Source organism: Pseudomonas sp. S2_B07, assembly GCF_054668435.1.
This window is the reverse complement of sequence record NZ_CP162769.1, coordinates 3518647-3539122: the sequence shown is the minus strand read 5'-3', so window position 1 is coordinate 3539122 and position 20476 is coordinate 3518647. Positions and strand designations below refer to the sequence as shown.

Below are 20476 nucleotides of genomic sequence, written 5' to 3'. Positions count from 1 at the left end.
CACCGATGAAATTGGCGATGAAGCTGCGTACTCGGCTGTTTCTGAGTATTTCTGCACTGATCACTGTGGCACTGCTCGGGCTCTTGCTCGGACTGGTCAGCGTGATGCAGATGGCCGGGTCCCAGGAAGCGCTCGTTCGCAACAACTTCGTCACGCTCGATCTGGGATTGAAACTACGCCAGACCCTGGGCGATCAACTGATGATCATGGTCAACGAAAAACCGGATCCAGCCGGGTTCGAGGCGTCCAGGCAACACTACTTGCAGTTGCTCGATGAGGGCATTGCCCTTGAGCAAAACGGCAATGGCGGTCAATACGGGTTCAAACAGGCCAAGGTTGATTATCTGGAGTTTGTTCAGGCCTACGGCCAGGCCACTGAGCCCACCAAGGTTCTGAGTGGCAGCGAAGCCCTCACGGAAAAATTCAACACCTTGCGCAACGGTCTTCTCGCAGAGCACAAGCGGGCGCTGGATGACATCAACAGCACCGAACGCCAGTCCCGGGAGCGCGCGTTACTGGTGGCGGGCTTGCTGGGTCTGGTGGGATTGGCGGTGTTGATCATCGGGTTCGTGACGGCACACGCGATTGCCCGGCGCTTTGGCGAACCGATCGAAGCCTTGGCGCAGGCCGCCGATCATATTGGCCAGGGCAATTTCGAGGTGACCCTGCCGGTGTCGTCTGCTGTGGAATTGAACCTGCTGACCAAGCGCTTCGGGATCATGGCTGAGGCATTGCGTGAGCATCAGGCCACCAACATCGATGAACTGCTCGCCGGTCAGCAACGTCTGCAAGCCGTGCTCGACAGCATCGATGACGGCTTGTTGATGATCGATCGCGACGGTCATCTCGAGCACCTCAATCCGGTGGCTCAGCGCCAGTTGGGTTGGGACACCGATCGCCTTGGCCAAGGGCTGGGCGCGGCCCTTGAACGTCCCGAGCTGGATGAACAGCTGCAACTGGTGCTGCGCGGCGGCACGCTGGAGCGTGCGCCGGAAGACCTGAGTATCGAGGTCGATGGTGAATCGAGGTTGCTGACTTACAGCCTGACGCCGGTCAGCCATACCCAAGGGCACATTCTCGGCGCGGTCATGGTGTTGCATGACGTGACCGAACAGCGGGCGTTCGAACGGGTGCGCAGCGAGTTTGTCCTGCGCGCGTCCCATGAATTGCGAACGCCGGTGACCGGCATGCACATGGCGTTCGGTCTGTTCCGTGAGCGGGCGAAATTTCCACAGGACTCTCGCGAAGCCGACCTGCTGGATACGGTCAATGAAGAAATGCAGCGCCTGATGCAGTTGATCAACGACCTGCTGAACTTCTCTCGCTACCAGAACGGCTTGCAGAAACTGACCCTGGCCCCATGCTCCATCGAGGAACTGTTGGCGCAGGCCCATGCCCGCTTTGCCGAGGCGGCGACTGAGCAGGGCATCGAATTGCGCATAGAGGTGCAAGGGCCGTTGCCCCGATTGCAGGCCGACCAACCGCAGCTGGACCGGGTGCTCGACAACCTGATCGACAACGCTTTGCGCCATACCGCACGGGAAGGCCTGATCCGATTGCAGGCCCGGCGCCATGGCGAGCGGGTGATTATCAGTGTCGAGGATAACGGCGAAGGCATTGCCTATGGCCAGCAAGGGCGAATTTTCGAGCCTTTTGTCCAGGTCGGCCGCAAGAAGGGCGGCGCCGGGCTTGGCCTGGCGCTGTGCAAGGAAATCGTGCAACTGCATGGTGGGCGCATGGGCGTCTATTCGCGGCCGGGGCAGGGTACGCAGTTCTACATGGCGCTGGCGGTGTAAGGCGCTTTCACGCCTCGTCATCCAGGCGCCGGCCTTTCATTCGCCGGCCGCGGGTAATCAGTTCGATGAACTGCACGGAGCTCAAGGCATGAGCGAACAACCAGCCTTGACCGAATTTCACGCCTTCGCTGCTTAGAAACGCCGCCTGCGCTTCATGCTCGATGCCCTCGGCAATCACTTTGAGTTGCAGCGCTTGCGCCATGTGGATGATGTGCGGTGCCACGCCACTGCTGGCGGCGTCATGACCCAGTGCGTCGATGAATGCCTTGTCGATCTTCAGGCAGTCCACGGGCAGGGTTTGCAGGTAGGCGAGGCTGCAATAGCCGGTGCCAAAGTCATCGATCAGCACTTGATGCCCGACATCGCGCAACGCTTGCAGGTTTTCCCTGGCCACCACCACATCGATCAATCCCCGTTCGGTCACCTCGAAGGCGATCTGCTTGGCCGCGACACGGTGCAACGTCAGCAGGCGGGCCATCACCTGGCCGATTCGGGGCACCATCACATCACACGCTGCCAGGTTGACCGAGATGTACAGTTGCGGGTTGGCGCGCAGCAGTTGTCCCAATTGTTCGAGCAGGCGCTGCAGGACGAAATCGGTCATCTGGCGGATCTGGCCGGTATTTTCCGCCATTGGAATAAACAGGTCCGGGCTGGTCAGCGTGCCATCAGGCCTTCGCCAGCGCAGCAACGCCTCGGCACCGACGCAGTTGCGGCTGTCGAGATCGAAGATCGGTTGATACAACACCTGCAGCTCACCCCGGCGTATGGCGCCATGCAATTCGGCATCCAGCGACTGACGCTGGCGCACCAGCAGAAACACCAGGAAGCCGACAATGATCCCGAGTACCAGGCTGGCGGGAAGGAGCCACCACCACACCGCCGGCACGTGGATGCCTGTGCGTGGTGTGATCAATACCAATTGGTATTCAGGGTTGTTGGTCGGCATGCGGTAAATCAGGCGGGTTTGCGTGACTTGCAATGCGTCGCGGCTTTTGGGAGCCCAGGATTCCGTCGGTGGCCAGACTTGGGCAGCACCCAATACGGGAATGGCGCGAGTGCCGTGGTCCAGCACCACCAGCAGGCTGCTTCCGGGCGTCAGGTCGACCATGTCCGTCAAATGCCCGCGAGACGTCGCCACCCGAAAGTTGCCTCTGCCGAGCATCAGCGCGGCACGGTTTTCATCGGGTTCGGTGGTGGTGTTCAGCCAGTAGCTGTAGGTGGGGCCCCGGATGTCGGGAGGGCGCAGCAGCGAAAGCCCTTCCTGGCGAGGACGGTTGGAGCACAGGCGGGATGAATCAATGTAGGCCGCTTCGTAGACGAAGCGGTAGTTGAAGCTGACCTGTTGCAAAGTGGCGATCATCTCTGCATCGCAGCCTCGAAGCGGCTGGGCTTCCAGGTCATCGAGGCTTTCGCGCAGTTGCCCGAACAATTGCTCCAGGCGGGCAAGGAAGCGCTCACCCTGAGCATTCATTTCTTCGCTTTCATTCTGTTCAACCTGATGCATCGCCACAAACAGGCTGCCGGCCATCAAGATAGTTGCGCTGAGGGCAGCAGCCAGTATCGCCAGAAACCATGGGCGATAAAACCAGCTACGGAGTGTCTCTCGTGCGGCAGCCATTATTGATATCCGAAGAATTACCAATGAGTTATAGCTGCTGATTGGGAAAAAGCTCTTACCTTCGGACGGGCGCCATTATTTTGTCTGATTCAGGACCTGCAGGATCGCAGCGGATTCGGCGTCAGGCGTGCCGTCGAAGCGGGAAGGGCGGAAATGCATCTGAAAAGCCGCCAACACATGACGCGTCGCTACGTCCAGTTCACCGGTTTGTGGTGTGGCATAACCCAGCCTGGCCAGTTGCCCCTGGAACCAGCTGATGCTTGGCAGTTGTATCGCGAACTGGGCTTGCTGGCGCGCCACGGCCTGCTCGTTGGGCCAGACACCCAGGCCTTCGGCAGCCAGGCGTTTCCAGGGGAACAGCGGACCGGGATCGAGTTTGCGCAGCGGCGCGATATCGCTATGGCCGATGATGGCGTGGGGATTGATGTTGTAACGCTTGCTGATGTCCTTGAGCAGGACGATCAACGAGTTGATCTGGTCTTCGCTGTAGGGATACCAGAGGCGCCCGGTGGGGGTGTCTTTGAAGCCCGGGTTGACGATCTCGATACCGATGGAGCTGGAGTTTAGCCAGGTCCGGCCTTGCCATTCGCTTTCGCCCGCGTGCCAGGCGCGAAAATTCTCGTCCATCAGCTTATAGATAGTGGCGCCCTTGTCGTCGCCGATCAGGTAGTGACTGCTGACTTCGCCGTGGGTCAGCAGTTGAAGCGAGCGCTCCAGCGAGGCATTGGTGTAATGCACCACCACGAACTGGATGCGGCTGTCGTAGTTGGCCGAAGGGTGGCTGGTGTCGATACGCGGGCCGCTGGAACAAGCGGCCAACAGCAACAGCAACACAATGAGAGCGAGATATTTCATGGCAGTAGACGTACACACAAGACAGTAATGCAACAGTGTAACGTACTGCCTTGCGTGCCGACGGCAAAAGCACGGTTTTAAACAAAATGGAACAATTGGACGTCAGCCAGTCTCCACCCGATTACGTCCGGCGTTTTTGGCGCGATACAGTGCTTGATCAGCTCTTTTCAGCGCCACATCGCTATGTTCGCCAGGCTTGAGCGTCGTCAGGCCCATGGAAATAGTGATGGTGACCCGCTCACCTTTGAAGTGGAAAGGGCAGGCTTCGATCGCGGCGCGCAAAGTTTCCAGCAGCTTTGCACCGACTGCCGGCGCTGTACCGGGCATCAGGAGTACAAATTCCTCACCGCCAAATCGTGCGATGAAATCCGTCCCGCGCAGGCGCTTGCGCAACACGTTGGCGATGATCTTCAGCACCTTGTCGCCTGCCAGGTGGCCGTAGTTGTCGTTGATGCTTTTGAAGTGATCGAGATCCAGCATGGCCAGCAACAGGGTATTGCCGTGCTGTTGCCACTGACCGATTTCGTGATCCAGGCGTTCGCTCCAGGCGGCGCGATTGGGCAGGCCGGTGAGCGGATCAATCAGGGCTTTTTGGCGTTGCTCTTCTAGGTGCTCACGATAGCCTTGCGCTTCTTGCTCCATGTGCGCCACCCGTTCAGCCAGGCTGTGCAGCCGCGTCGCCACTTCCTGTTCGCGCTCGTCGCGCTGCTTCTGGTGGCGATCCATGGTGCCGAGCAGGCCTTCAAGATGGTTTTCCAGGACCCGCTTCAGGTCGTCCAGGTCTGCCGCTTCCTGCATGCTGCTGTGCAAGCCGTCGACTTGTTCGCGGATCTGCGTGTCCATCTGGCGCGCCGCAGAACGGTTGTCGGCGTGCCCTTCGCTGGCCGCCTGCAAATTACTCTGGAAAGACTCCAGGCGTTCGTTGAGTTGTTGTAAATAGACTTCGAATTCGTGCTGGCCGCTGTCGTTGATCGCCAGCATCAACGTTGCCAGATCGTCGAGGATCGGGATCAGTTCGTACCAATTCAGGCCATGTTGAAGGCGGTCGCGCATCGCTTCGGCTTGCGGACGGTAGCGTTCCGGCAGCGTCAGGTCGTCGAGCAGTCCCAGCAGGGTGTCTTCGATGTGCCTGGCGACGGAGCTATAGGACGGCTCCGGTGAATCGGGCAAGGCGTAGAAGATGTCCTCGTGTTCGGTTTGTTCCGGATCGTCAGTCGTCAATGCCCGGGTCAGTTCATCGGGATTGATGGCTGGTTGAACCTGAATGGCTGGCGCTGGAAGGGGAAGGGCGGGCTCTTCCAGTCGTTCACTGTTCGAGGGTGTTGGCGATTCAGGCGCGGGCGCGATGTCGGGCTGAAGAACAGGCGGGACAAACGCGACCACCTCCGCAGCGGGCTCCGGTGCGGGAGTCTCTTGAGGCTCCGGGGTAGTCACCGTGGGGTGGACGCTGTGCACCGCTGGCGGTGCGACTGGCGGCAGGTCCTCCTCATCTGCATCATCGGCGTCACCGGCGTGCGCCATCTCGACAACCCGCTCTTCAGCCTGCACAGCCGGTGCGTGAACGGCAGGTGCGACGACTTGCGGCACTTCTTCATCCGCTTCGTGGCTACCGAACAATCTCTGCAGAAAACCGGGCCGGTCAGGTTCGGCGGGGTTCTCCAATTGCCTCAAGGCTTTGCCTTGCAGGCCACTCAGTTCGCTGAGCAGAAGTGGCATCTCGCGGGCCTGACTGACTCGTCCATCGAGCTTTTTGGCGAAGCTCTTGAGCGGTCGGCTGACTTCCCGGGGCAGCGGCAGCGATTGCAGTTGCGCGACCAGCGCGGTCAGTGCGGCGCTGGTCTGGTTGACTCGGGTTTCCCGGCGCTGCTCGGAATCGAGCACGGCTTTTTCGAGTCGCGGCAGCAGGGCGGCCAAGCCGGCGTCCATGTCATCGGTGCGCACGACTTCGCGCATCTCTTTCATGCATTGGTCGACAGCGCGGTCAGTGCCCTCCGCCGCCAGCGTGCTGCGCACCAGCCCACGGCGCAGCAGGTCGAGCCGAGCATCCCAGCGACGCTCAAGCTTTTCCTGTTGTTCGATGCTTTTGAGGTATTTCTCTTTCCAGCGCTGTGTTTCGTCGCTCATTCATGGGATCCGCGAAGGGCAGGACTCAACGCGGGCAATGCATCAGCCGTGAGCGAACCCGGCAGACGAATCTCTACCGCGACCGGCAGGTGATCGGAAATGGGCTGTGCCAGCACTTCGACCTTTTCGAGGGTCAGTGTCGGGCTTAGCAGAATGTGGTCAAGGCAGCGTTGCGGGCGCCAGCTGGGAAAGGTCGCTTCCAGTTGCGGCGCGAGCAGGCCGAGGTCACGCAACGGGGAGTTTTGCAGCAGGTCACTGGCATGGGTGTTCATGTCGCCCATCAGCACCTGGTGTTTATAGCCGCCGATCAATTCGCGGATGTAGGCCAGTTGCAGGCTGCGCACGCGAGCGCCGAGCGCCAGATGCATCATGACCACCACCAGCGCCTCCGGACCTTCGCCAAAGCGCACCAGAATGGCCCCGCGACCCTTGGGCCCCGGCAGCGGGTGGTCTTCAATCGCCCACGGGCGCAAGCGGCTGAGCACACCATTGCTGTGCTGGCCGAGTCGTCCGAGGTTGCGGTTGAGTTGTTGATACCAGTAGGGGAAGGCACCGAGCTGCGCCAGGTGCTCGACTTGATTGACGTAGCCTGAGCGCAGGCTGCCGCCATCGGCTTCTTGCAGGGCGACCAGGTCGAAGTCGCCCAGCAGGTTGCCGATTTTTTGCAGATTGTCGGCACGCCCGGTGTGCGGCAACAAATGTTGCCAGCCCCGGGTCAGGTAGTGCCGATACCGCTCGGTACTGATGCCGACCTGAATATTAAAACTGAGCAAGCGCAGACGACTGTCTGCGGGCAGGCCCGTGGACTCCAGGTGATGTTCGTTGACCCGTGGATCATGCAGGCCAACAACGCGTTCAGTTCCCCAGCGGCGCATGGCAGTGCTTCGCTTAGTTGGCGGCAGCCTTGTTAGCCGCTCGCTCTTTGTTGACGAGTTTGTCGGCCAATTCCAGCGCTTTATCGGCACCGCCGGCAGAACCCACGTCAAAACGGTATTTACCGTTGACGATCATGGTTGGTACGCCAGAAATTTCATACTTCTTGGCCAGCTCTTTGGCCTGGACGATTTTGCCCTTGATGGCGAAGGAGTTGAAGGTGGCCAGGAACTTGTCTTTATCGACGCCCTTAGTGGCCAGGAACTCGGCCATTTCTTCTGGAGTGACCAGTTTCTTGTGTTCTTTCTGGATCGCTTCGAAAACGGCGGCGTGAACCTTGTGCTCGACGCCCATGGCTTCCAGGGTCAGGAACATCTGGCCGTGTGCGTCCCAAGGGCCGCCGAACATGGCCGGAATGCGCACGAAGTTGACGTCGGAAGGCAGCTTCTCGACCCAAGGATTGATCACGGGCTCAAAAGCGTAGCAATGCGGGCAGCCATACCAGAACAGCTCCACGACTTCGATCTTGCCAGGCACGGCAACCGGAACCGGATTGGTCAGTTCGACATAAGGGGCGGCGGGTGCTTCGGCGGCTTGGGCAGTCATGCCGAACAGGCTGGCAGCGACGAGTGCGGCGCTGATGATCAGATTACGCATGCTTTACTCCTGGACAATTTGGGTCGCCTCGCGCGACCTGTTTTCAGACAGGTCCTGGCGGGCTTGAGTTCTGTAGTGTAACGGCAGCGGCCACAAAAAAGGGCGGCCAAAGCCACCCTTTTTATACTTGCTGCGACGGATTAATCGAGCGTTAACGTTGCAGGAGATGTTCATCGCTCGCAACGCTCGATCAACCGGACTTAGTGCAGGCCTTGAATGTAGCTGGACACGGCGGCGATATCTTCGTCGCTCAGTCGTTTGGCGATGGTTTGCATGGTTTTGGCATCGCCATCGTTGGTGCGTCCGCCTTCTTCCTTGCGGAAATCGGTCAGCTGCTTGGCGACATATTGAGCGTGCTGGCCGCCCAGGTGAGGGAAGCCGGCAGCAACGTTGCCTGCGCCATTTGGCGAGTGGCAACCGGTGCAGGCTGGCAAGCCTTTGGTCAGATCACCGCCACGGAACAGTGCCTCACCGCGAGCCACGATTTTAGGGTCGGCGGCGCCCACACTGCCGTTCTGCTTGGCGAAGTAGGCTGCGATATCAGCCAGGTCCTGGTCACTCAGGTTGGTCAGCAGGCCGGTCATTTCCAGAACGGTGCGCTTGCCCGACTTGATGTCGTGCAATTGCTTGGTCAGGTAGCGTTCACCCTGACCCGCCAGCTTCGGAAAGTTAGGCGCCATGCTGTTGCCATCCGGGCCATGACAGGCGCCACATACTGCGGCTTTCGCCTGACCAGCAGTCGCATCACCTGCAGCATGGGCAATGCCGGAGATCCCCACGGTCAACAGCAGACTCACGATCAATTTGTTCATCAGCTAATCCAACTACGGCTAAGGGTTAAAGAGTTATGGACCGGGATCACTCGCTCATCCAGTGGATGATGGCCTGGTAATCCTCGGCACTGCAGTCCATGCACAAACCACGCGGCGGCATCGCCTTGAAACCCTGGGTCACGTGTTGCACCAGCGTCTCCATACCTTTCGCCAACCTCGGCGTCCAAGCTTCCTGATCGCCCTTTTGAGGCGCCATGGGTAGTTGGCCGGAATGACAGGCACCACAAACACGGTTGTACACAGCTTCCGGATCCTGTGTAGCCTGAGCGCTGTAAAGCGGTATCAAGACACCGGCAGCTAGCAGCCATTTCGTCATAAAACGACCTTTTCAGGGTTGAGAGCGTTCTGCGTTCTAATGCGCAATCAAGGTCAATCGCTCTCGTGAACTTCATCCTACGCTGGGACAAAGCGCACACAAAATCTGCGGCATTATATACTGGCGTCACTGAAACGGAAACGACACCGCTTGCCGCGTCCATTCCCGGCGCCGCCCACATCGGAAATCCCATGCAACTCAAGAATCCCATCCTCGGCCTGTGCCAACAGTCCACCTTCATGCTCAGCGCTGCCAAAGTCGACCAATGCCCGGACGATGAAGGCTTTGAAGTGGCCTTCGCGGGCCGTTCCAACGCCGGCAAGTCCAGTGCGCTGAACACCCTGACGCACGCCAGTCTTGCGCGAACCTCGAAAACTCCGGGGCGCACGCAGCTCTTGAACTTCTTCAAGCTAGACGATGATCGTCGTCTGGTCGACCTTCCGGGGTACGGTTACGCAAAAGTACCCATTCCGTTGAAGCTGCACTGGCAGCGTCACCTGGAAGCGTACCTGGGCGGTCGCGAGAGTTTGAAAGGTCTGATCTTGATGATGGACATCCGTCATCCAATGACCGACTTCGACCTGCTGATGCTCGATTGGGCCGTCGCCGCCGGTATGCCGATGCATATTTTGCTGACCAAAGCCGACAAGCTGACGTACGGCGCAGCGAAAAACGTCCTGCTGAAGGTTCAGGCCGATATCCGCAAGGGCTGGGGGGATGCGGTCAGTATCCAGTTGTTCTCGGCGCCAAAACGCCTGGGTCTGGAAGACGCCTACACTGTACTGGCGGGCTGGATGGAGCTGGCGGACAAGGGTTCCGAGGCCGCCGAGTAAGGCGTTGAGGCAAATCGCGGGCAAAAAAAACCCCGGACTTCTATGGGGAGGGGGAAGTTCCGGGGTCCAAGTTCCGGACCGCTAGGGCGGGGTCCAGATATCTGCCAACACTTAACACAACATAGGAGCATCGAAGGGCTTCACCAGCCATTCAGTAACTCTGAGTGGCGGTTGACGGGATTAGTTCCGAGGAAGTTCCAAATCCATTGGAAATAAGCCCAAGCATTTTTCGACATAATGCTGCTCCCTGATTTTCTGCCGCGGCACTATGCCGCAGCAGAAAACGACTGTTCAGACGGCTCAGTGAGCCTCATCCCAGTTATTCCCGACCCCAACCTCCACCAGAAGCGGTACGTCCAGCTTCGCCGCATCACTCATGTGGATACGAATTTCTTCGCGAACCTGATCGACCAGATCCTCACGCACCTCAAGCACCAATTCATCGTGCACCTGCAGGATGACTTTGGCGTCGAGACCTGACGAGGTCAGCCAGTTATCCACCGCCACCATGGCTTTCTTGATGATGTCCGCCGCCGTGCCTTGCATCGGGGCGTTGATCGCCGTGCGCTCGGCACCTTTGCGCAGGGCCGGGTTTTTCGCGTTGATTTCCGGCAGGTACAAGCGACGACCGAAGATCGTTTCAACGAAACCTTGCTCGGCCGCCTGGGCGCGCGTGCGCTCCATGTATTGCAGCACGCCCGGATAGCGGGCGAAATAACGGTCGATGTAGGCCTGAGACTGTTTGCGATCCACGCCGATCTGCTTGGCCAGGCCAAACGCGCTCATGCCGTAGATCAAGCCGAAGTTGATCGCCTTGGCGCTGCGGCGCTGATCGGTGGTGACGTCCGCCAGTTCCACGCCGAAAACTTCAGCGGCGGTGGCCTTGTGCACGTCCAGATCATTGCGGAACGCATGCAACAAACCTTCGTCCTTGGCCAGGTGGGCCATGATCCGCAGTTCGATCTGCGAGTAGTCCGCCGCCAGCAATTTGTAGCCTGTGGGGGCAACAAACGCCTGACGAATGCGCCGGCCTTCGGCGGTGCGGATCGGAATGTTCTGCAGGTTCGGATCACTGGACGACAAACGCCCGGTCGCCGCGACAGCCTGATGGTAGGAGGTGTGAATCCGCCCTGTGCGCGGATTGATCTGTTCCGGCAGCCGATCGGTGTAGGTGCTTTTCAGCTTGCTCATCGAGCGGTACTGCATCAGCACTTTAGGCAGCGGGAAATCCTGTTCGGCCAATTCCGCCAGCACGGCTTCGGCGGTGGAGGCCTGGCCCTTGGCCGTTTTGCTGAGCACCGGCAGTCCGAGTTTTTCGTACAGGATCACGCCCAATTGCTTGGGTGAGCCGAGGTTGAATTCTTCGCCAGCGATGGCGAACGCCTCACGCTCGAGCGCGACCATCTTCTCGCCCAGTTCCACGCTCTGAATGCCCAGCAGATTGGCGTCGACCAGCGCACCCTGGCGCTCGATCCGCGCCAGGACCGGTACCAGCGGCATTTCGATTTCGCTCAGGACTTTGCTCAGGCTCGGGATGGCATTGAGTTTTTCCTGCAGGGTTTGGTGCAGGCGCAGGGTCACGTCGGCGTCTTCGGCGGCGTAAGGCCCGGCCAGTTCCAGAGAGATCTGGTCAAAAGTCAGCTGCTTGGCGCCCTTGCCGGCGATGTCCTGGAAGCTGGTGGTGGTGTGATTCAGGTACTTGAGCGCCAGGCTGTCCATGTCGTGACGGGTTGCCGTGGAATCCAGCACGTAGGATTCGAGCATGGTGTCGAAAGCGATGCCCTGCACGGTGATGCCGCAGCTCTGGTCACCGCCGATGGCGCAGTTGGCCAGGATATTCATGTCGAACTTGGCGTGCTGGCCAACCTTGAGCTTGTTCGGGTCTTCCAGAATCGGCTTCAGCGCACGAAGGACGGTGTCACGGTCCAGCTGATCCGGCACGCCCATGTAGGAATGGGTCAGCGGGATGTAGGCCGCTTCGTTGGCTTGTACAGCGAAAGACAGGCCGACCAATTGCGCCTGCTGCGCATCAATGCCGGTGGTTTCGGTGTCGAAGGCGATCAGCTTGGCGTCGTTGAGTTTCTTCAGCCACAGGTCGAATTCAGCTTGGGTGAGGATGGTTGTGTAGTTGAGTTCAGTCTCGGTGGCGACTTCTTCAGCTACCGGCGCGGTGACTTCCTGCCCGGAACGCTTGGCGTCGCGCTGGTTGTCTTCGAACCAGCTCTTGAACTCCAGCAGGGTGTACAACTCGGCGAGCTTGTCGTGGTCCGGTTTGCCCATTTGCAGGTCATCGAGACCGATGTCCAGCGGCACGTCGATCTTGATGGTCGCCAGTTGATAGGAGAGGAAAGCCATCTCCCTGTGCTCTTCAAGCTTGGCCGGCAAGGTTTTCGCGCCGCGAATCGGCAGGGTCGGGACGATGTCGAGCTGTGCATACAACTCGGTCAGGCCGCCATTCACGCCCACCAGCAGGCCCGAAGCGGTCTTCGGGCCAATACCCGGAACGCCCGGGATGTTGTCGGAAGAGTCGCCCATGAGGGCCAGATAATCGATGATCTGCTCGGGAGCGACCCCGAATTTCTCCTTCACGCCCTCCACGTCCATGCTGCTACCGGTCATGGTATTGACCAAGGTAATGTGGCCGTCGACCAGTTGCGCCATGTCCTTGTCGCCGGTGGAGATGATTACCGGGCGATCCGCCGCCGCGCTGCTGCGGGCCAGGGTGCCGATCACGTCATCGGCCTCGACGCCTTCGACGCACAGCAGCGGGAAGCCCAAAGCGATCACGCTCTGGTGCAGCGGCTCGATTTGCACGCGCATGTCGTCGGGCATGCTTGGGCGGTTGGCCTTGTACTCGGCGAACATCTCGTCGCGGAACGTCCCGCCTTTGGCGTCGAACACCACGGCAAACGGACTGTCCGGGTACTGCTTGCGCAGACTCTTGAGCATATTCAGCACACCTTTGACCGCACCGGTCGGCAAACCTTTGGAAGTGGTCAGCGGCGGCAGGGCGTGAAAGGCGCGGTACAGGTAAGAAGAACCGTCCACCAGGACGAGGGGGGCTTGGCTCATGAGCAGGATCAACCTTTTCGGCGGGTCCGGCGCTAGAATAGCGGGACCGTTGACGACAAAGGGACAAGGTTATCATGCGCACACTAAATCGCCTGTTGCTGGCTGGCTTGTTTGCAACTGTTCCATTGGCCGCCATGGCGGCGGACGATGTTTCGAAACAGGAACCGCAAGTGACGATCCGCACGGAAGGGGACAAGGTCATTCAGGAGTACCGTCAAAATGGTTTTCTGTATGCCATCAAAGTCACGCCCAAAGGCGGCAAGCCGTATTTCCTCGTACGCGCCGATGGTACAGAGGCAAACTACATCCGCTCGGATCAGCCGGATATGCTGATTCCGGCGTGGGAAATTTTCACCTGGAAGTAGTTTCTTAATTTCAATCGGCGTCGGCTCACAAGCGGCGCCCGTACTGGCAGTTTAAACATGTCTGTGTTCACCCCCCTGGCTCGGCCCGAGCTGGAAGCTTTTCTCGCCCCTTATGGCCTCGGCCGCCTGCTCGATTTCCAGGGGATTGCTGCCGGTAGCGAAAACACCAATTTTTTCATCAGCCTGGAGCAGGGCGAATTCGTCCTGACCTTGGTCGAGCGCGGTCCGGTCGGTGAAATGCCGTTCTTCATTGAACTGCTCGACGTTCTGCACGAGGCCGATTTGCCGGTGCCTTACGCGCTGCGCACCACCGACGGCGTGGCCCTGCGCGAACTGGCCGGCAAGCCTGCCCTGTTGCAACCGCGATTGGCCGGCAAGCACATCAAGCAGGCCAATGCGCAGCACTGCGCGCAGGTCGGCGAGTTGCTTGCGCACCTGCATCTGGCGACCCAGGCCAACATGATCAAGCGCAAAACCGATCGTGGTCTGGACTGGATGCTGGAGGAGGGCACGCAGTTTCTTTCGCACCTGAACGCCGAACAAAGCGATCTGCTGAAACGGGCGCTGGATGAAATCGCCGAGCAGAAGGCAAAAATCCTGGCGCTGCCGCGGGCCAATATCCACGCCGACCTGTTCCGCGATAACGCGATGTTCGAAGGCACCCACCTGACCGGGTTGATCGACTTCTACAACGCCTGCTCGGGGCCGATGCTCTACGACGTGGCGATTGCCTTGAACGACTGGTGTTCGGACGATGACGGTTTGATCGATGGGCCGCGGGCGCGGGCATTGCTGGGGGCTTATGCGGCGTTGCGTCCGTTCACGGCGGCTGAAGCCGAGCTGTGGCCGACGATGCTGCGCGTGGCGTGCGTGCGGTTCTGGTTATCGCGGTTGATCGCGGCGGAATCGTTCGCCGGGCAGGACGTGTTAATTCACGACCCGATGGAATTTCAGCTGCGGTTGGCACAGCGGCAGAAGGTCAGCACACCGCTGCCGTTTGCCCTTTAAATTGTGACCAGGGGGCAAGCCCCCTCGCCACAGAGGTTCTGTGTTGGTTACAACGACTCCAGACACCCCGCCAAATCATTCCCCAGCTTCTCCAGCACCTGCTCATACCCCTGAGCAGTCGCTGGCGTGTACCCACCCAACGCATCCAGTTCCGCCAGTTTCACCGGCAAACCCGCGACCAGCGTCTCTGCCAGGCGCGGACGCAACGGCGGTTCGCTGAATACGCAGGTCTTGCCAACTTCCTGCAACCGCGTGCGCATCGTTGCGACGTGTTGGGCACCCGGCTGGACTTCGGCCGCAACGCTGAATACGCCTGTGTGCTTCAAGCCATAAGCGTCTTCAAAATAGTCGAACGCTTCATGGAACACGAAATACGGCTTGCCCGCGATCCCGGCGAGCCGTGCCTTCAGGCGCAGGTCCAAGGCATCCAACCGCTCGTCGAACGCCTTGAGGTTGCTCTGATAACGCGCCGCGTTGGCTGGATCCGCCGCACTCAGGTCGGCGGCCATCTTGGCGGCGATCACCCGGGCATTGACCGGTGACAACCACAAATGCGCGTCCAGGCTGCCAGGACGGTGATCGTGGTCATGCTCATCGGCTTCTTCCGCGTGGGAGTGACTGTCTTCGGCGAAGCGACGCAATGTCAGCCCCGGCAAATCCTGCACCGCAACGCTCGGCAGCGTCCGACCATTCAGCACGCGCGGCAGGAAACCTTCCATGTCCGGCCCGATCCAGTACAACAGATCGACCGATTGCACCTTCCGTACGTCGGAAGGGCGCAAGGCATAGTTATGGGGCGAAGCGCCCGGCGGCAGCAACACTTCCGGAATCGCCACGCCGTCCTGCACCGCAGCGGCAATCAACTGCAGGGGCTTGATGCTGGTGAGGACTTTGACCTCGGCGTGTGCCGAACCGATCAGCAGAAAACTGGCGACAAATGCGACAAAGATAGAAAAAAGTCGGGACACGATGACCACTCGAAGAGGCGAGAACGGGTAACATAATAACGTCTCTCACAAAACTCGTCGCCGCTCATGCCTAAAACACCGATTGCCAGCCGTCCCCACGACCACTCTCATTGCGTGCATAGCGCTCTGTCTGAGGCCGATGTCCTGTGCGCACGTCAGGGTCTGCGCCTGACTGCGTTGCGCCGGCGGGTGCTGGAACTGGTGTGGCAAAGCCACAAACCGCTGGGTGCCTACGACATTCTCGCGGTGCTCAGTGAGCAGGATGGCCGTCGTGCCGCGCCGCCCACCGTGTACCGCGCGCTGGATTTTCTCCTGGAAAACGGCCTCGTGCACCGCATCTCCTCCCTGAACGCCTTCGTCGGCTGCAATCATCCAGGCCATGCCCATCAAGGGCAGTTCCTGATTTGCCGCGAATGCCACGCCGCCATTGAGCTCGAACAGAAATCCATCAGCGACGCCATCGTTGGCAGCGCCAAGGAGGTTGGATTTATCGTCGAAGGCCAGACCGTTGAAGTGGTCGGTCTCTGCTCGGGCTGCCAGGGGGCTTGATGAGCAACGCGCTGATCCGCCTCGAGCAGGTTGCCGTCACGTTTGCCGGGCAATCCGTGCTGGATAACATCGAATTGAGCGTCGAGCCGGGGCAGATCGTCACCCTGATCGGCCCGAATGGCGCCGGCAAGACCACACTGGTGCGCGCGGTGCTCGGCCTGTTGAAACCGGACAGCGGCACGGTTTGGCGCAAGCCGAAGCTGCGTGTGGGTTACATGCCGCAAAAACTTCACGTCGACCCGACGCTGCCGCTCTCGGTGCTGCGCTTCTTGCGGCTGGTGCCGGGCGTGGACCGTGCCATGGCGTTGTCTGCGCTCAAGGAAGTCGGTGCCGAGCAGGTGATCGACAGCCCGGTGCAAAGCGTTTCCGGTGGTGAAATGCAGCGGGTGCTGCTGGCACGGGCACTGCTGCGCGAGCCGGAACTGTTGGTGCTCGACGAGCCGGTGCAAGGCGTCGACGTCGCCGGCCAGGCCGAGCTCTATAGCCTGATTACACGACTGCGCGACCGTCACGGCTGCGGCGTGCTGATGGTTTCCCACGATCTGCACCTGGTGATGAGCACCACCGACCAGGTGGTTTGTCTCAATCGCCACGTTTGCTGCTCCGGCCATCCTGAGCAAGTCAGCGGCGATCCGGCCTTCGTCGAGCTGTTCGGCAAGAACGCCCAAAGCCTGGCGATTTATCACCACCACCACGATCACGCCCATGACTTGCATGGCTCGGTCGTCACGGCGGCTCAACCCCACGTTCACGGAGATAGCTGCAAGCATGGCTGATTTTCTGCTCTACGCCCTGCTTGCAGGTTTGGCTTTGGCGCTGGTGGCGGGCCCGCTGGGATCGTTCGTGGTCTGGCGACGCATGGCTTATTTCGGCGACACCTTGTCTCACGCGGCGTTGCTCGGCGTAGCGCTGGGGTTCTTGCTGGACGTTAGCCCGACCGTGGCGGTGACCGTGGGCTGCTTGCTGTTGGCGGTGCTGCTGGTGACCTTGCAACAACGCCAGCCGCTGGCGTCTGACACCCTTTTGGGAATTCTCGCACCGAGCACGCTCTCTCTGGGCCTGGTGGTACTAAGCTTCATGCACGAAGTGCGGATCGACCTGATGGCGTATCTGTTCGGCGACTTGCTGGCGATCAGTCCGACCGATCTGGCCTGGATCCTCGGCGGCAGCGCGGCGGTACTGGCGCTGTTAGTGACGTTGTGGCGGCCGTTGCTGGCCATCACCGTCCATGAAGAGTTGGCCAAGGTCGAAGGGTTGCCGGTGGCGTCGTTGCGCCTGGCGCTGATGCTGCTGATCGCCGTGGTGATCGCGGTGGCGATGAAAATCGTCGGCGTTTTGCTGATTACCTCGCTGTTGATCATCCCTGCGGCTGCGGCACAACGTCACGCCCGGTCACCGGAGCAGATGGCACTGGGCGCGAGCCTGCTGGGCATGCTCGCGGTCTGTGGCGGGCTGGCACTGTCGTGGTTCAAGGACACACCGGCGGGCCCCTCGATTGTTGTGACGGCGGCCGCACTGTTTCTGCTGAGTTTTGTCCTGCCCCGTCGAGGGGTGTAGACTTGCTCGTTTTTTGCGCAAATAGAGAGTCGCAGGAATGAAGCCGTTCGCCTCACGTTATCTGCTCCTTGTCGCATTTTCCTTGCTGCTGGGCGCCTGCCAAAGCACGCCGCCGGCGGCCACCGAGGCCACGGACGCTCGAGCTACGGCCATCGCACAGCTGGAACAAAGCCTCGCCAGCAATGAGCTGGCCACTGCCGAGGATCAACTGGCTGCCTTGCAGGCCCAGTCCCCTAACGATCAATCCCTTGAGCAGTACCAACGGCAACTGGCCGAGGCCTACCTGCGCCGTAGCCAGATCGTGCTGCAGAAAGGTGATGTGAACGCCGCCGCCACCGCGCTGAGCCGTGCCCGGGTCCTGATGCCCAAAGCGCCGGCGCTGACCGGTGGGGTCAATAACGCCATCGTCACGGCCCGCAAAGCCGAGCTGGATAAAGCGGAAGCCGATCTGAAAGCCGCCGAAGCCAAACCCCAGGCGAAGGTGATTGATCCCACCGCTGAAAGCACCACGGTCGCGTTGAATCTCAACGATGTGGCGAAACTTCGCCGTCAACTGGATGCCATCGCCGCTGATGTAGTGAATTATCAGTGCGACGTGAGCATTCAGGCGCCACGCACCGACGATTACCCTTGGCTGGCCACGTTGCTGACCAAGCGGGTGAAGAAGCTCGATCCGGATTTCGATCTGAAGCTGGAAAAGCAGATCCTGCGCAACATTCCGGCGCAGATGGTCCTGAGTCCGCGTAAACCCTAAAAACATCGTGAGCAGGCTCACTCCTACATGGGTCACAAAACCCTGTAGGAGTGAGCCTGCTCGCGATAGCGTCCTAACTACTGATACAAATCCTCAAGCCGGAATCGCCTTGGCCTTAGGTTCCCGATCCCAAACCCGATGCTGCCCGATCGCTGCAAAAAACGGCTTGATCAACTTCGCATCCGCCCCAACGATCAACCCCGCATCAACCTGCAGTTTCAATACATCCAGCAATTGCTTCGCTTCGCCATGCAGCGCAATCGCCTTCAAGTGCTTGTACGCCTCCAGCAGGTAATGCAACGCCACACCATCACCGCTCAACGCCTTGATCGACGCCGCACCACCGGGCACAAACACCGCATCAAACGCCACCGAAGGCAAACCTTCCATCGACGCATCCACCGGCAACATTTTGCCATCGGCGGTTTTTACCGGTGCGGAGGTAGGCCCCAGCAATTTGGCGTGCGCACCTTCGGCCTGCAGCGCCTTCTTCATCACATCAATCGCTGCACCATCGACACCGTTGGCCGCAAGAATCGCCACTTTGCGGGTTTTTATATTGCCCGGCAGCAAATTCGCCTGACTCAGGGCTGGTGAGCGCTCCAGGGATATTTTTGGCACCTCTACCGTCCCGGCTTTCGGCGCTGGCAAGCCCAGGTTGGCGGCCACGCGTTTGGCCAGTTCCAGATCGATATTGGCCAGGATCTCGTTCACCTCACGCGCGCGAATGGCCTCACGCTCAACTTTGCCGAGTTCGAAGCTGTACGCCGAGATGATGTGTTCCTGCTCGTGCTTGCTCATGCTGTGGAAGAACAGTCGTGCCTGGGAGAAGTGGTCGCTGAACGATTCGCTGCGCTGCCGGATCTTGTTGGCATCAATGCGCTCCGGATAACTCTCGAAACCGCCGTCCTGCGCGGCGGGCGGTGTTTCTTTCGGCCAGCCGCCGTCAATGGAATTCGGCTCGTAGGATGCCCGCCCCTTGTCGATGGTGGTGCGGTGCATCGCATCGCGCTGACCGTTATGGAACGGTGCTACCGGCCGGTTGATCGGAATTTCATGAAAGTTCGGCCCGCCGAGTCGGCTGATCTGCGTATCGGTATAGGAAAACAGCCGACCTTGCAGCAACGGATCGTTGGAGAAGTCGATCCCCGGCACGATATGGCCCGGGCAGAACGCAACCTGCTCGGTTTCGGCGAAGAAGTTGTCCGGGTTACGGTTAAGCACCATTTTGCCCAGCGGGGTGATGGGGACGGTTTCCTCGGGAATCAGCTTGGTAGGGTCGAGGATGTCGAAGTCGAAACTGTGTTCGTTTTCCTCTTCGATGACCTGCACGCCCAGTTCCCACTCCGGGTAGTCGCCCATCTCGATGGCTTCCCAGAGATCGCGACGGTGAAAGTCGGTGTCTTTGCCGGCCAGCTTTTGCGCCTCATCCCACACCAGCGAACACGTGCCGGCAGTAGGGCGCCAGTGGAATTTGACGAAGCGCGATTTGCCTTCGGCGTTGATCAGCCGAAACGTATGCACACCGAAGCCTTGCATGCTGCGCAAGCTTTTCGGGATGGCCCGGTCGGACATGGCCCAGATCACCATGTGCGCCGATTCCGGTACCAAAGAGACGAAGTCCCAGAAGGTGTCGTGAGCCGAGCCGCCGGTAGGAATCTCGTTATGTGGCTCCGGTTTGACCGCATGCACGAAGTCCGGAAATTTGATGGCGTCTTGAATGAAGAACACCGGCATGTTGTTGCCCACCAGATCGAAGTTGCCTTCGTCGGTGAAGAACTTCACGGCGAAACCTCGTACGTCCCGCACGGTATCGCCTGACCCGCGTGGGCCTTGTACCGTGGAAAAGCGCGTGAACACGGGCGTCTTCTTGCCCGGATCCTGCAGGAAACCGGCCTTGGTCAGCACGGAGTGGTTTTCGTACGTCTGGAAGTAGCCGTGCGCGCCGGTGCCGCGGGCATGGACGATGCGTTCCGGGATGCGCTCATGGTCAAAGTGCGTGATTTTCTCACGCATGATGAAGTCTTCCAGCAGCGAAGGCCCGCGGGCGCCGACTTTCAGGGTGTTCTGATTGTCCGAAACCTTTACGCCCTGATTGGTGCGCAGGGCCTGTTCGGTGGCGTCGGAGCGAAATTTCTCCAGGCTGTCGAGCTTGGTATTGGTGTTGCCGCGGTCCAGGGTATCGGTACCGGCCAGAGCGCTTTTGCCGGGGGCAGGCTTCTTGTTACTCATCAGGCTAAACTCCTCGTTGCGATTCCCGCCGTAGCCAGGATTCTTGTGCATTCCCCAGGCACG

General features: G+C 59.9%; 18 protein-coding genes. 8 read left to right on the top strand and 10 right to left on the bottom strand.

Features of this window, described 5'->3' with window-relative positions; all coding sequences use genetic code 11:
- Positions 1-5 precede the first annotated feature (5 nt).
- Positions 6-1796, top strand: a complete 1791-nt coding sequence (locus AB4N43_RS16260; RefSeq protein ID WP_027926159.1) for an ATP-binding protein — start codon at positions 6-8, stop codon at positions 1794-1796.
- 7 nt (positions 1797-1803) lie between these two features.
- Here the strand turns inward: AB4N43_RS16260 and AB4N43_RS16255 are convergent, their stop codons facing one another.
- The 7 genes from AB4N43_RS16255 to AB4N43_RS16225 form a co-directional block, all read right to left on the bottom strand.
- Positions 1804-3417: an EAL domain-containing protein gene (locus tag AB4N43_RS16255; RefSeq protein ID WP_027926158.1), complete on the bottom strand. Its 1614-nt coding sequence runs from the start codon at positions 3415-3417 to the stop codon at positions 1804-1806.
- A 75-nt stretch (positions 3418-3492) separates the two neighbouring features.
- Positions 3493-4272 (bottom strand): N-acetylmuramoyl-L-alanine amidase, encoded by a 780-nt coding sequence (locus tag AB4N43_RS16250; protein WP_460151716.1) that lies wholly within the window; start codon positions 4270-4272, stop codon positions 3493-3495.
- Between the two features lie 102 nt (positions 4273-4374).
- On the bottom strand, positions 4375-6396 hold the full coding sequence (locus AB4N43_RS16245) for a GGDEF domain-containing protein (protein WP_194940529.1): 2022 nt from the start codon (positions 6394-6396) through the stop codon (positions 4375-4377).
- Positions 6393-7271, bottom strand: coding sequence for an endonuclease/exonuclease/phosphatase family protein (locus tag AB4N43_RS16240; RefSeq protein ID WP_027926155.1), 879 nt, complete (start codon positions 7269-7271; stop codon positions 6393-6395). The genes AB4N43_RS16245 and AB4N43_RS16240 overlap by 4 nt, the downstream gene beginning before the upstream one ends.
- A 13-nt stretch (positions 7272-7284) precedes the next feature.
- Positions 7285-7926: a thiol:disulfide interchange protein DsbA/DsbL gene (locus AB4N43_RS16235; protein ID WP_027926154.1), complete on the bottom strand. Its 642-nt coding sequence runs from the start codon at positions 7924-7926 to the stop codon at positions 7285-7287.
- A 200-nt stretch (positions 7927-8126) separates the two neighbouring features.
- Positions 8127-8738: a c-type cytochrome gene (locus AB4N43_RS16230; protein WP_310262969.1), complete on the bottom strand. Its 612-nt coding sequence runs from the start codon at positions 8736-8738 to the stop codon at positions 8127-8129.
- 46 nt (positions 8739-8784) lie between these two features.
- Complete coding sequence (locus AB4N43_RS16225; protein WP_027926152.1) at positions 8785-9075, bottom strand: c-type cytochrome; 291 nt, start codon at positions 9073-9075, stop codon at positions 8785-8787.
- 191 nt (positions 9076-9266) lie between these two features.
- Here AB4N43_RS16225 and yihA point away from each other — a divergent pair, with 191 nt between their 5' ends.
- On the top strand, positions 9267-9908 hold the full coding sequence (yihA, locus tag AB4N43_RS16220; RefSeq protein ID WP_027926151.1) for a ribosome biogenesis GTP-binding protein YihA/YsxC: 642 nt from the start codon (positions 9267-9269) through the stop codon (positions 9906-9908).
- Positions 9909-10208: 300 nt separating this feature from the next.
- On the opposite strand, the gene polA is transcribed toward yihA, so the two are convergent.
- Complete coding sequence (polA, locus tag AB4N43_RS16215; protein WP_059181883.1) at positions 10209-12980, bottom strand: DNA polymerase I; 2772 nt, start codon at positions 12978-12980, stop codon at positions 10209-10211.
- A gap of 74 nt (positions 12981-13054) precedes the next feature.
- Between polA and AB4N43_RS16210 the strand changes: the two genes are divergently transcribed.
- Complete coding sequence (locus AB4N43_RS16210) at positions 13055-13345, top strand: DUF2782 domain-containing protein (protein ID WP_027926149.1); 291 nt, start codon at positions 13055-13057, stop codon at positions 13343-13345.
- Between the two features lie 57 nt (positions 13346-13402).
- The gene (locus AB4N43_RS16205) at positions 13403-14353 is read left to right on the top strand and encodes a homoserine kinase (RefSeq protein ID WP_410921123.1); all 951 of its coding nucleotides are present in this window, start codon (positions 13403-13405) and stop codon (positions 14351-14353) included.
- Positions 14354-14400: 47 nt separating this feature from the next.
- On the opposite strand, the gene AB4N43_RS16200 is transcribed toward AB4N43_RS16205, so the two are convergent.
- Positions 14401-15321 (bottom strand): zinc ABC transporter substrate-binding protein ZnuA, encoded by a 921-nt coding sequence (locus AB4N43_RS16200; protein ID WP_027926147.1) that lies wholly within the window; start codon positions 15319-15321, stop codon positions 14401-14403.
- Positions 15322-15387: 66 nt separating this feature from the next.
- Between AB4N43_RS16200 and zur the strand changes: the two genes are divergently transcribed.
- From zur to AB4N43_RS16180, 4 genes are read left to right on the top strand one after another with little or no spacing between them, the layout of a single operon-like run.
- Positions 15388-15870, top strand: coding sequence for a zinc uptake transcriptional repressor Zur (gene zur, locus AB4N43_RS16195; RefSeq protein WP_027926146.1), 483 nt, complete (start codon positions 15388-15390; stop codon positions 15868-15870).
- Positions 15870-16646, top strand: coding sequence for a zinc ABC transporter ATP-binding protein ZnuC (gene znuC, locus AB4N43_RS16190; protein ID WP_027926145.1), 777 nt, complete (start codon positions 15870-15872; stop codon positions 16644-16646). Before zur ends, znuC begins: the two co-directional genes overlap by 1 nt.
- Positions 16639-17427, top strand: a complete 789-nt coding sequence (gene znuB / locus AB4N43_RS16185) for a zinc ABC transporter permease subunit ZnuB (protein WP_027926144.1) — start codon at positions 16639-16641, stop codon at positions 17425-17427. The genes znuC and znuB overlap by 8 nt, the downstream gene beginning before the upstream one ends.
- Before the next feature lie 37 nt (positions 17428-17464).
- Positions 17465-18181: a PA5502 family lipoprotein gene (locus AB4N43_RS16180; RefSeq protein WP_460151710.1), complete on the top strand. Its 717-nt coding sequence runs from the start codon at positions 17465-17467 to the stop codon at positions 18179-18181.
- 93 nt (positions 18182-18274) lie between these two features.
- Here AB4N43_RS16180 and katE read toward each other — a convergent pair whose 3' ends face one another.
- Positions 18275-20413 (bottom strand): catalase HPII, encoded by a 2139-nt coding sequence (gene katE, locus AB4N43_RS16175; protein WP_027926142.1) that lies wholly within the window; start codon positions 20411-20413, stop codon positions 18275-18277.
- Positions 20414-20476 lie beyond the last annotated feature (63 nt).

Bases quoted from the DNA above. Each gene is read 5' to 3' on its own strand.
- AB4N43_RS16210 (WP_027926149.1), top strand. From the start codon at position 13,055: ATGCGCACACTAAATCGCCTGTTGCTGGCTGGCTTGTTTGCAACTGTT.
- AB4N43_RS16250 (WP_460151716.1), bottom strand. From the start codon at position 4,272: ATGAAATATCTCGCTCTCATTGTGTTGCTGTTGCTGTTGGCCGCTTGT.
- AB4N43_RS16245 (WP_194940529.1), bottom strand. From the start codon at position 6,396: ATGAGCGACGAAACACAGCGCTGGAAAGAGAAATACCTCAAAAGCATC.
- katE (WP_027926142.1), bottom strand. From the start codon at position 20,413: ATGAGTAACAAGAAGCCTGCCCCCGGCAAAAGCGCTCTGGCCGGTACC.
- AB4N43_RS16240 (WP_027926155.1), bottom strand. From the start codon at position 7,271: ATGCGCCGCTGGGGAACTGAACGCGTTGTTGGCCTGCATGATCCACGG.
- AB4N43_RS16230 (WP_310262969.1), bottom strand. From the start codon at position 8,738: ATGAACAAATTGATCGTGAGTCTGCTGTTGACCGTGGGGATCTCCGGC.
- AB4N43_RS16235 (WP_027926154.1), bottom strand. From the start codon at position 7,926: ATGCGTAATCTGATCATCAGCGCCGCACTCGTCGCTGCCAGCCTGTTC.
- AB4N43_RS16255 (WP_027926158.1), bottom strand. From the start codon at position 3,417: ATGGCTGCCGCACGAGAGACACTCCGTAGCTGGTTTTATCGCCCATGG.
- znuB (WP_027926144.1), top strand. From the start codon at position 16,639: ATGGCTGATTTTCTGCTCTACGCCCTGCTTGCAGGTTTGGCTTTGGCG.
- AB4N43_RS16260 (WP_027926159.1), top strand. From the start codon at position 6: ATGAAATTGGCGATGAAGCTGCGTACTCGGCTGTTTCTGAGTATTTCT.
- AB4N43_RS16225 (WP_027926152.1), bottom strand. From the start codon at position 9,075: ATGACGAAATGGCTGCTAGCTGCCGGTGTCTTGATACCGCTTTACAGC.
- polA (WP_059181883.1), bottom strand. From the start codon at position 12,980: ATGAGCCAAGCCCCCCTCGTCCTGGTGGACGGTTCTTCTTACCTGTAC.
- znuC (WP_027926145.1), top strand. From the start codon at position 15,870: ATGAGCAACGCGCTGATCCGCCTCGAGCAGGTTGCCGTCACGTTTGCC.
- yihA (WP_027926151.1), top strand. From the start codon at position 9,267: ATGCAACTCAAGAATCCCATCCTCGGCCTGTGCCAACAGTCCACCTTC.
- AB4N43_RS16180 (WP_460151710.1), top strand. From the start codon at position 17,465: ATGAAGCCGTTCGCCTCACGTTATCTGCTCCTTGTCGCATTTTCCTTG.
- AB4N43_RS16205 (WP_410921123.1), top strand. From the start codon at position 13,403: ATGTCTGTGTTCACCCCCCTGGCTCGGCCCGAGCTGGAAGCTTTTCTC.
- zur (WP_027926146.1), top strand. From the start codon at position 15,388: ATGCCTAAAACACCGATTGCCAGCCGTCCCCACGACCACTCTCATTGC.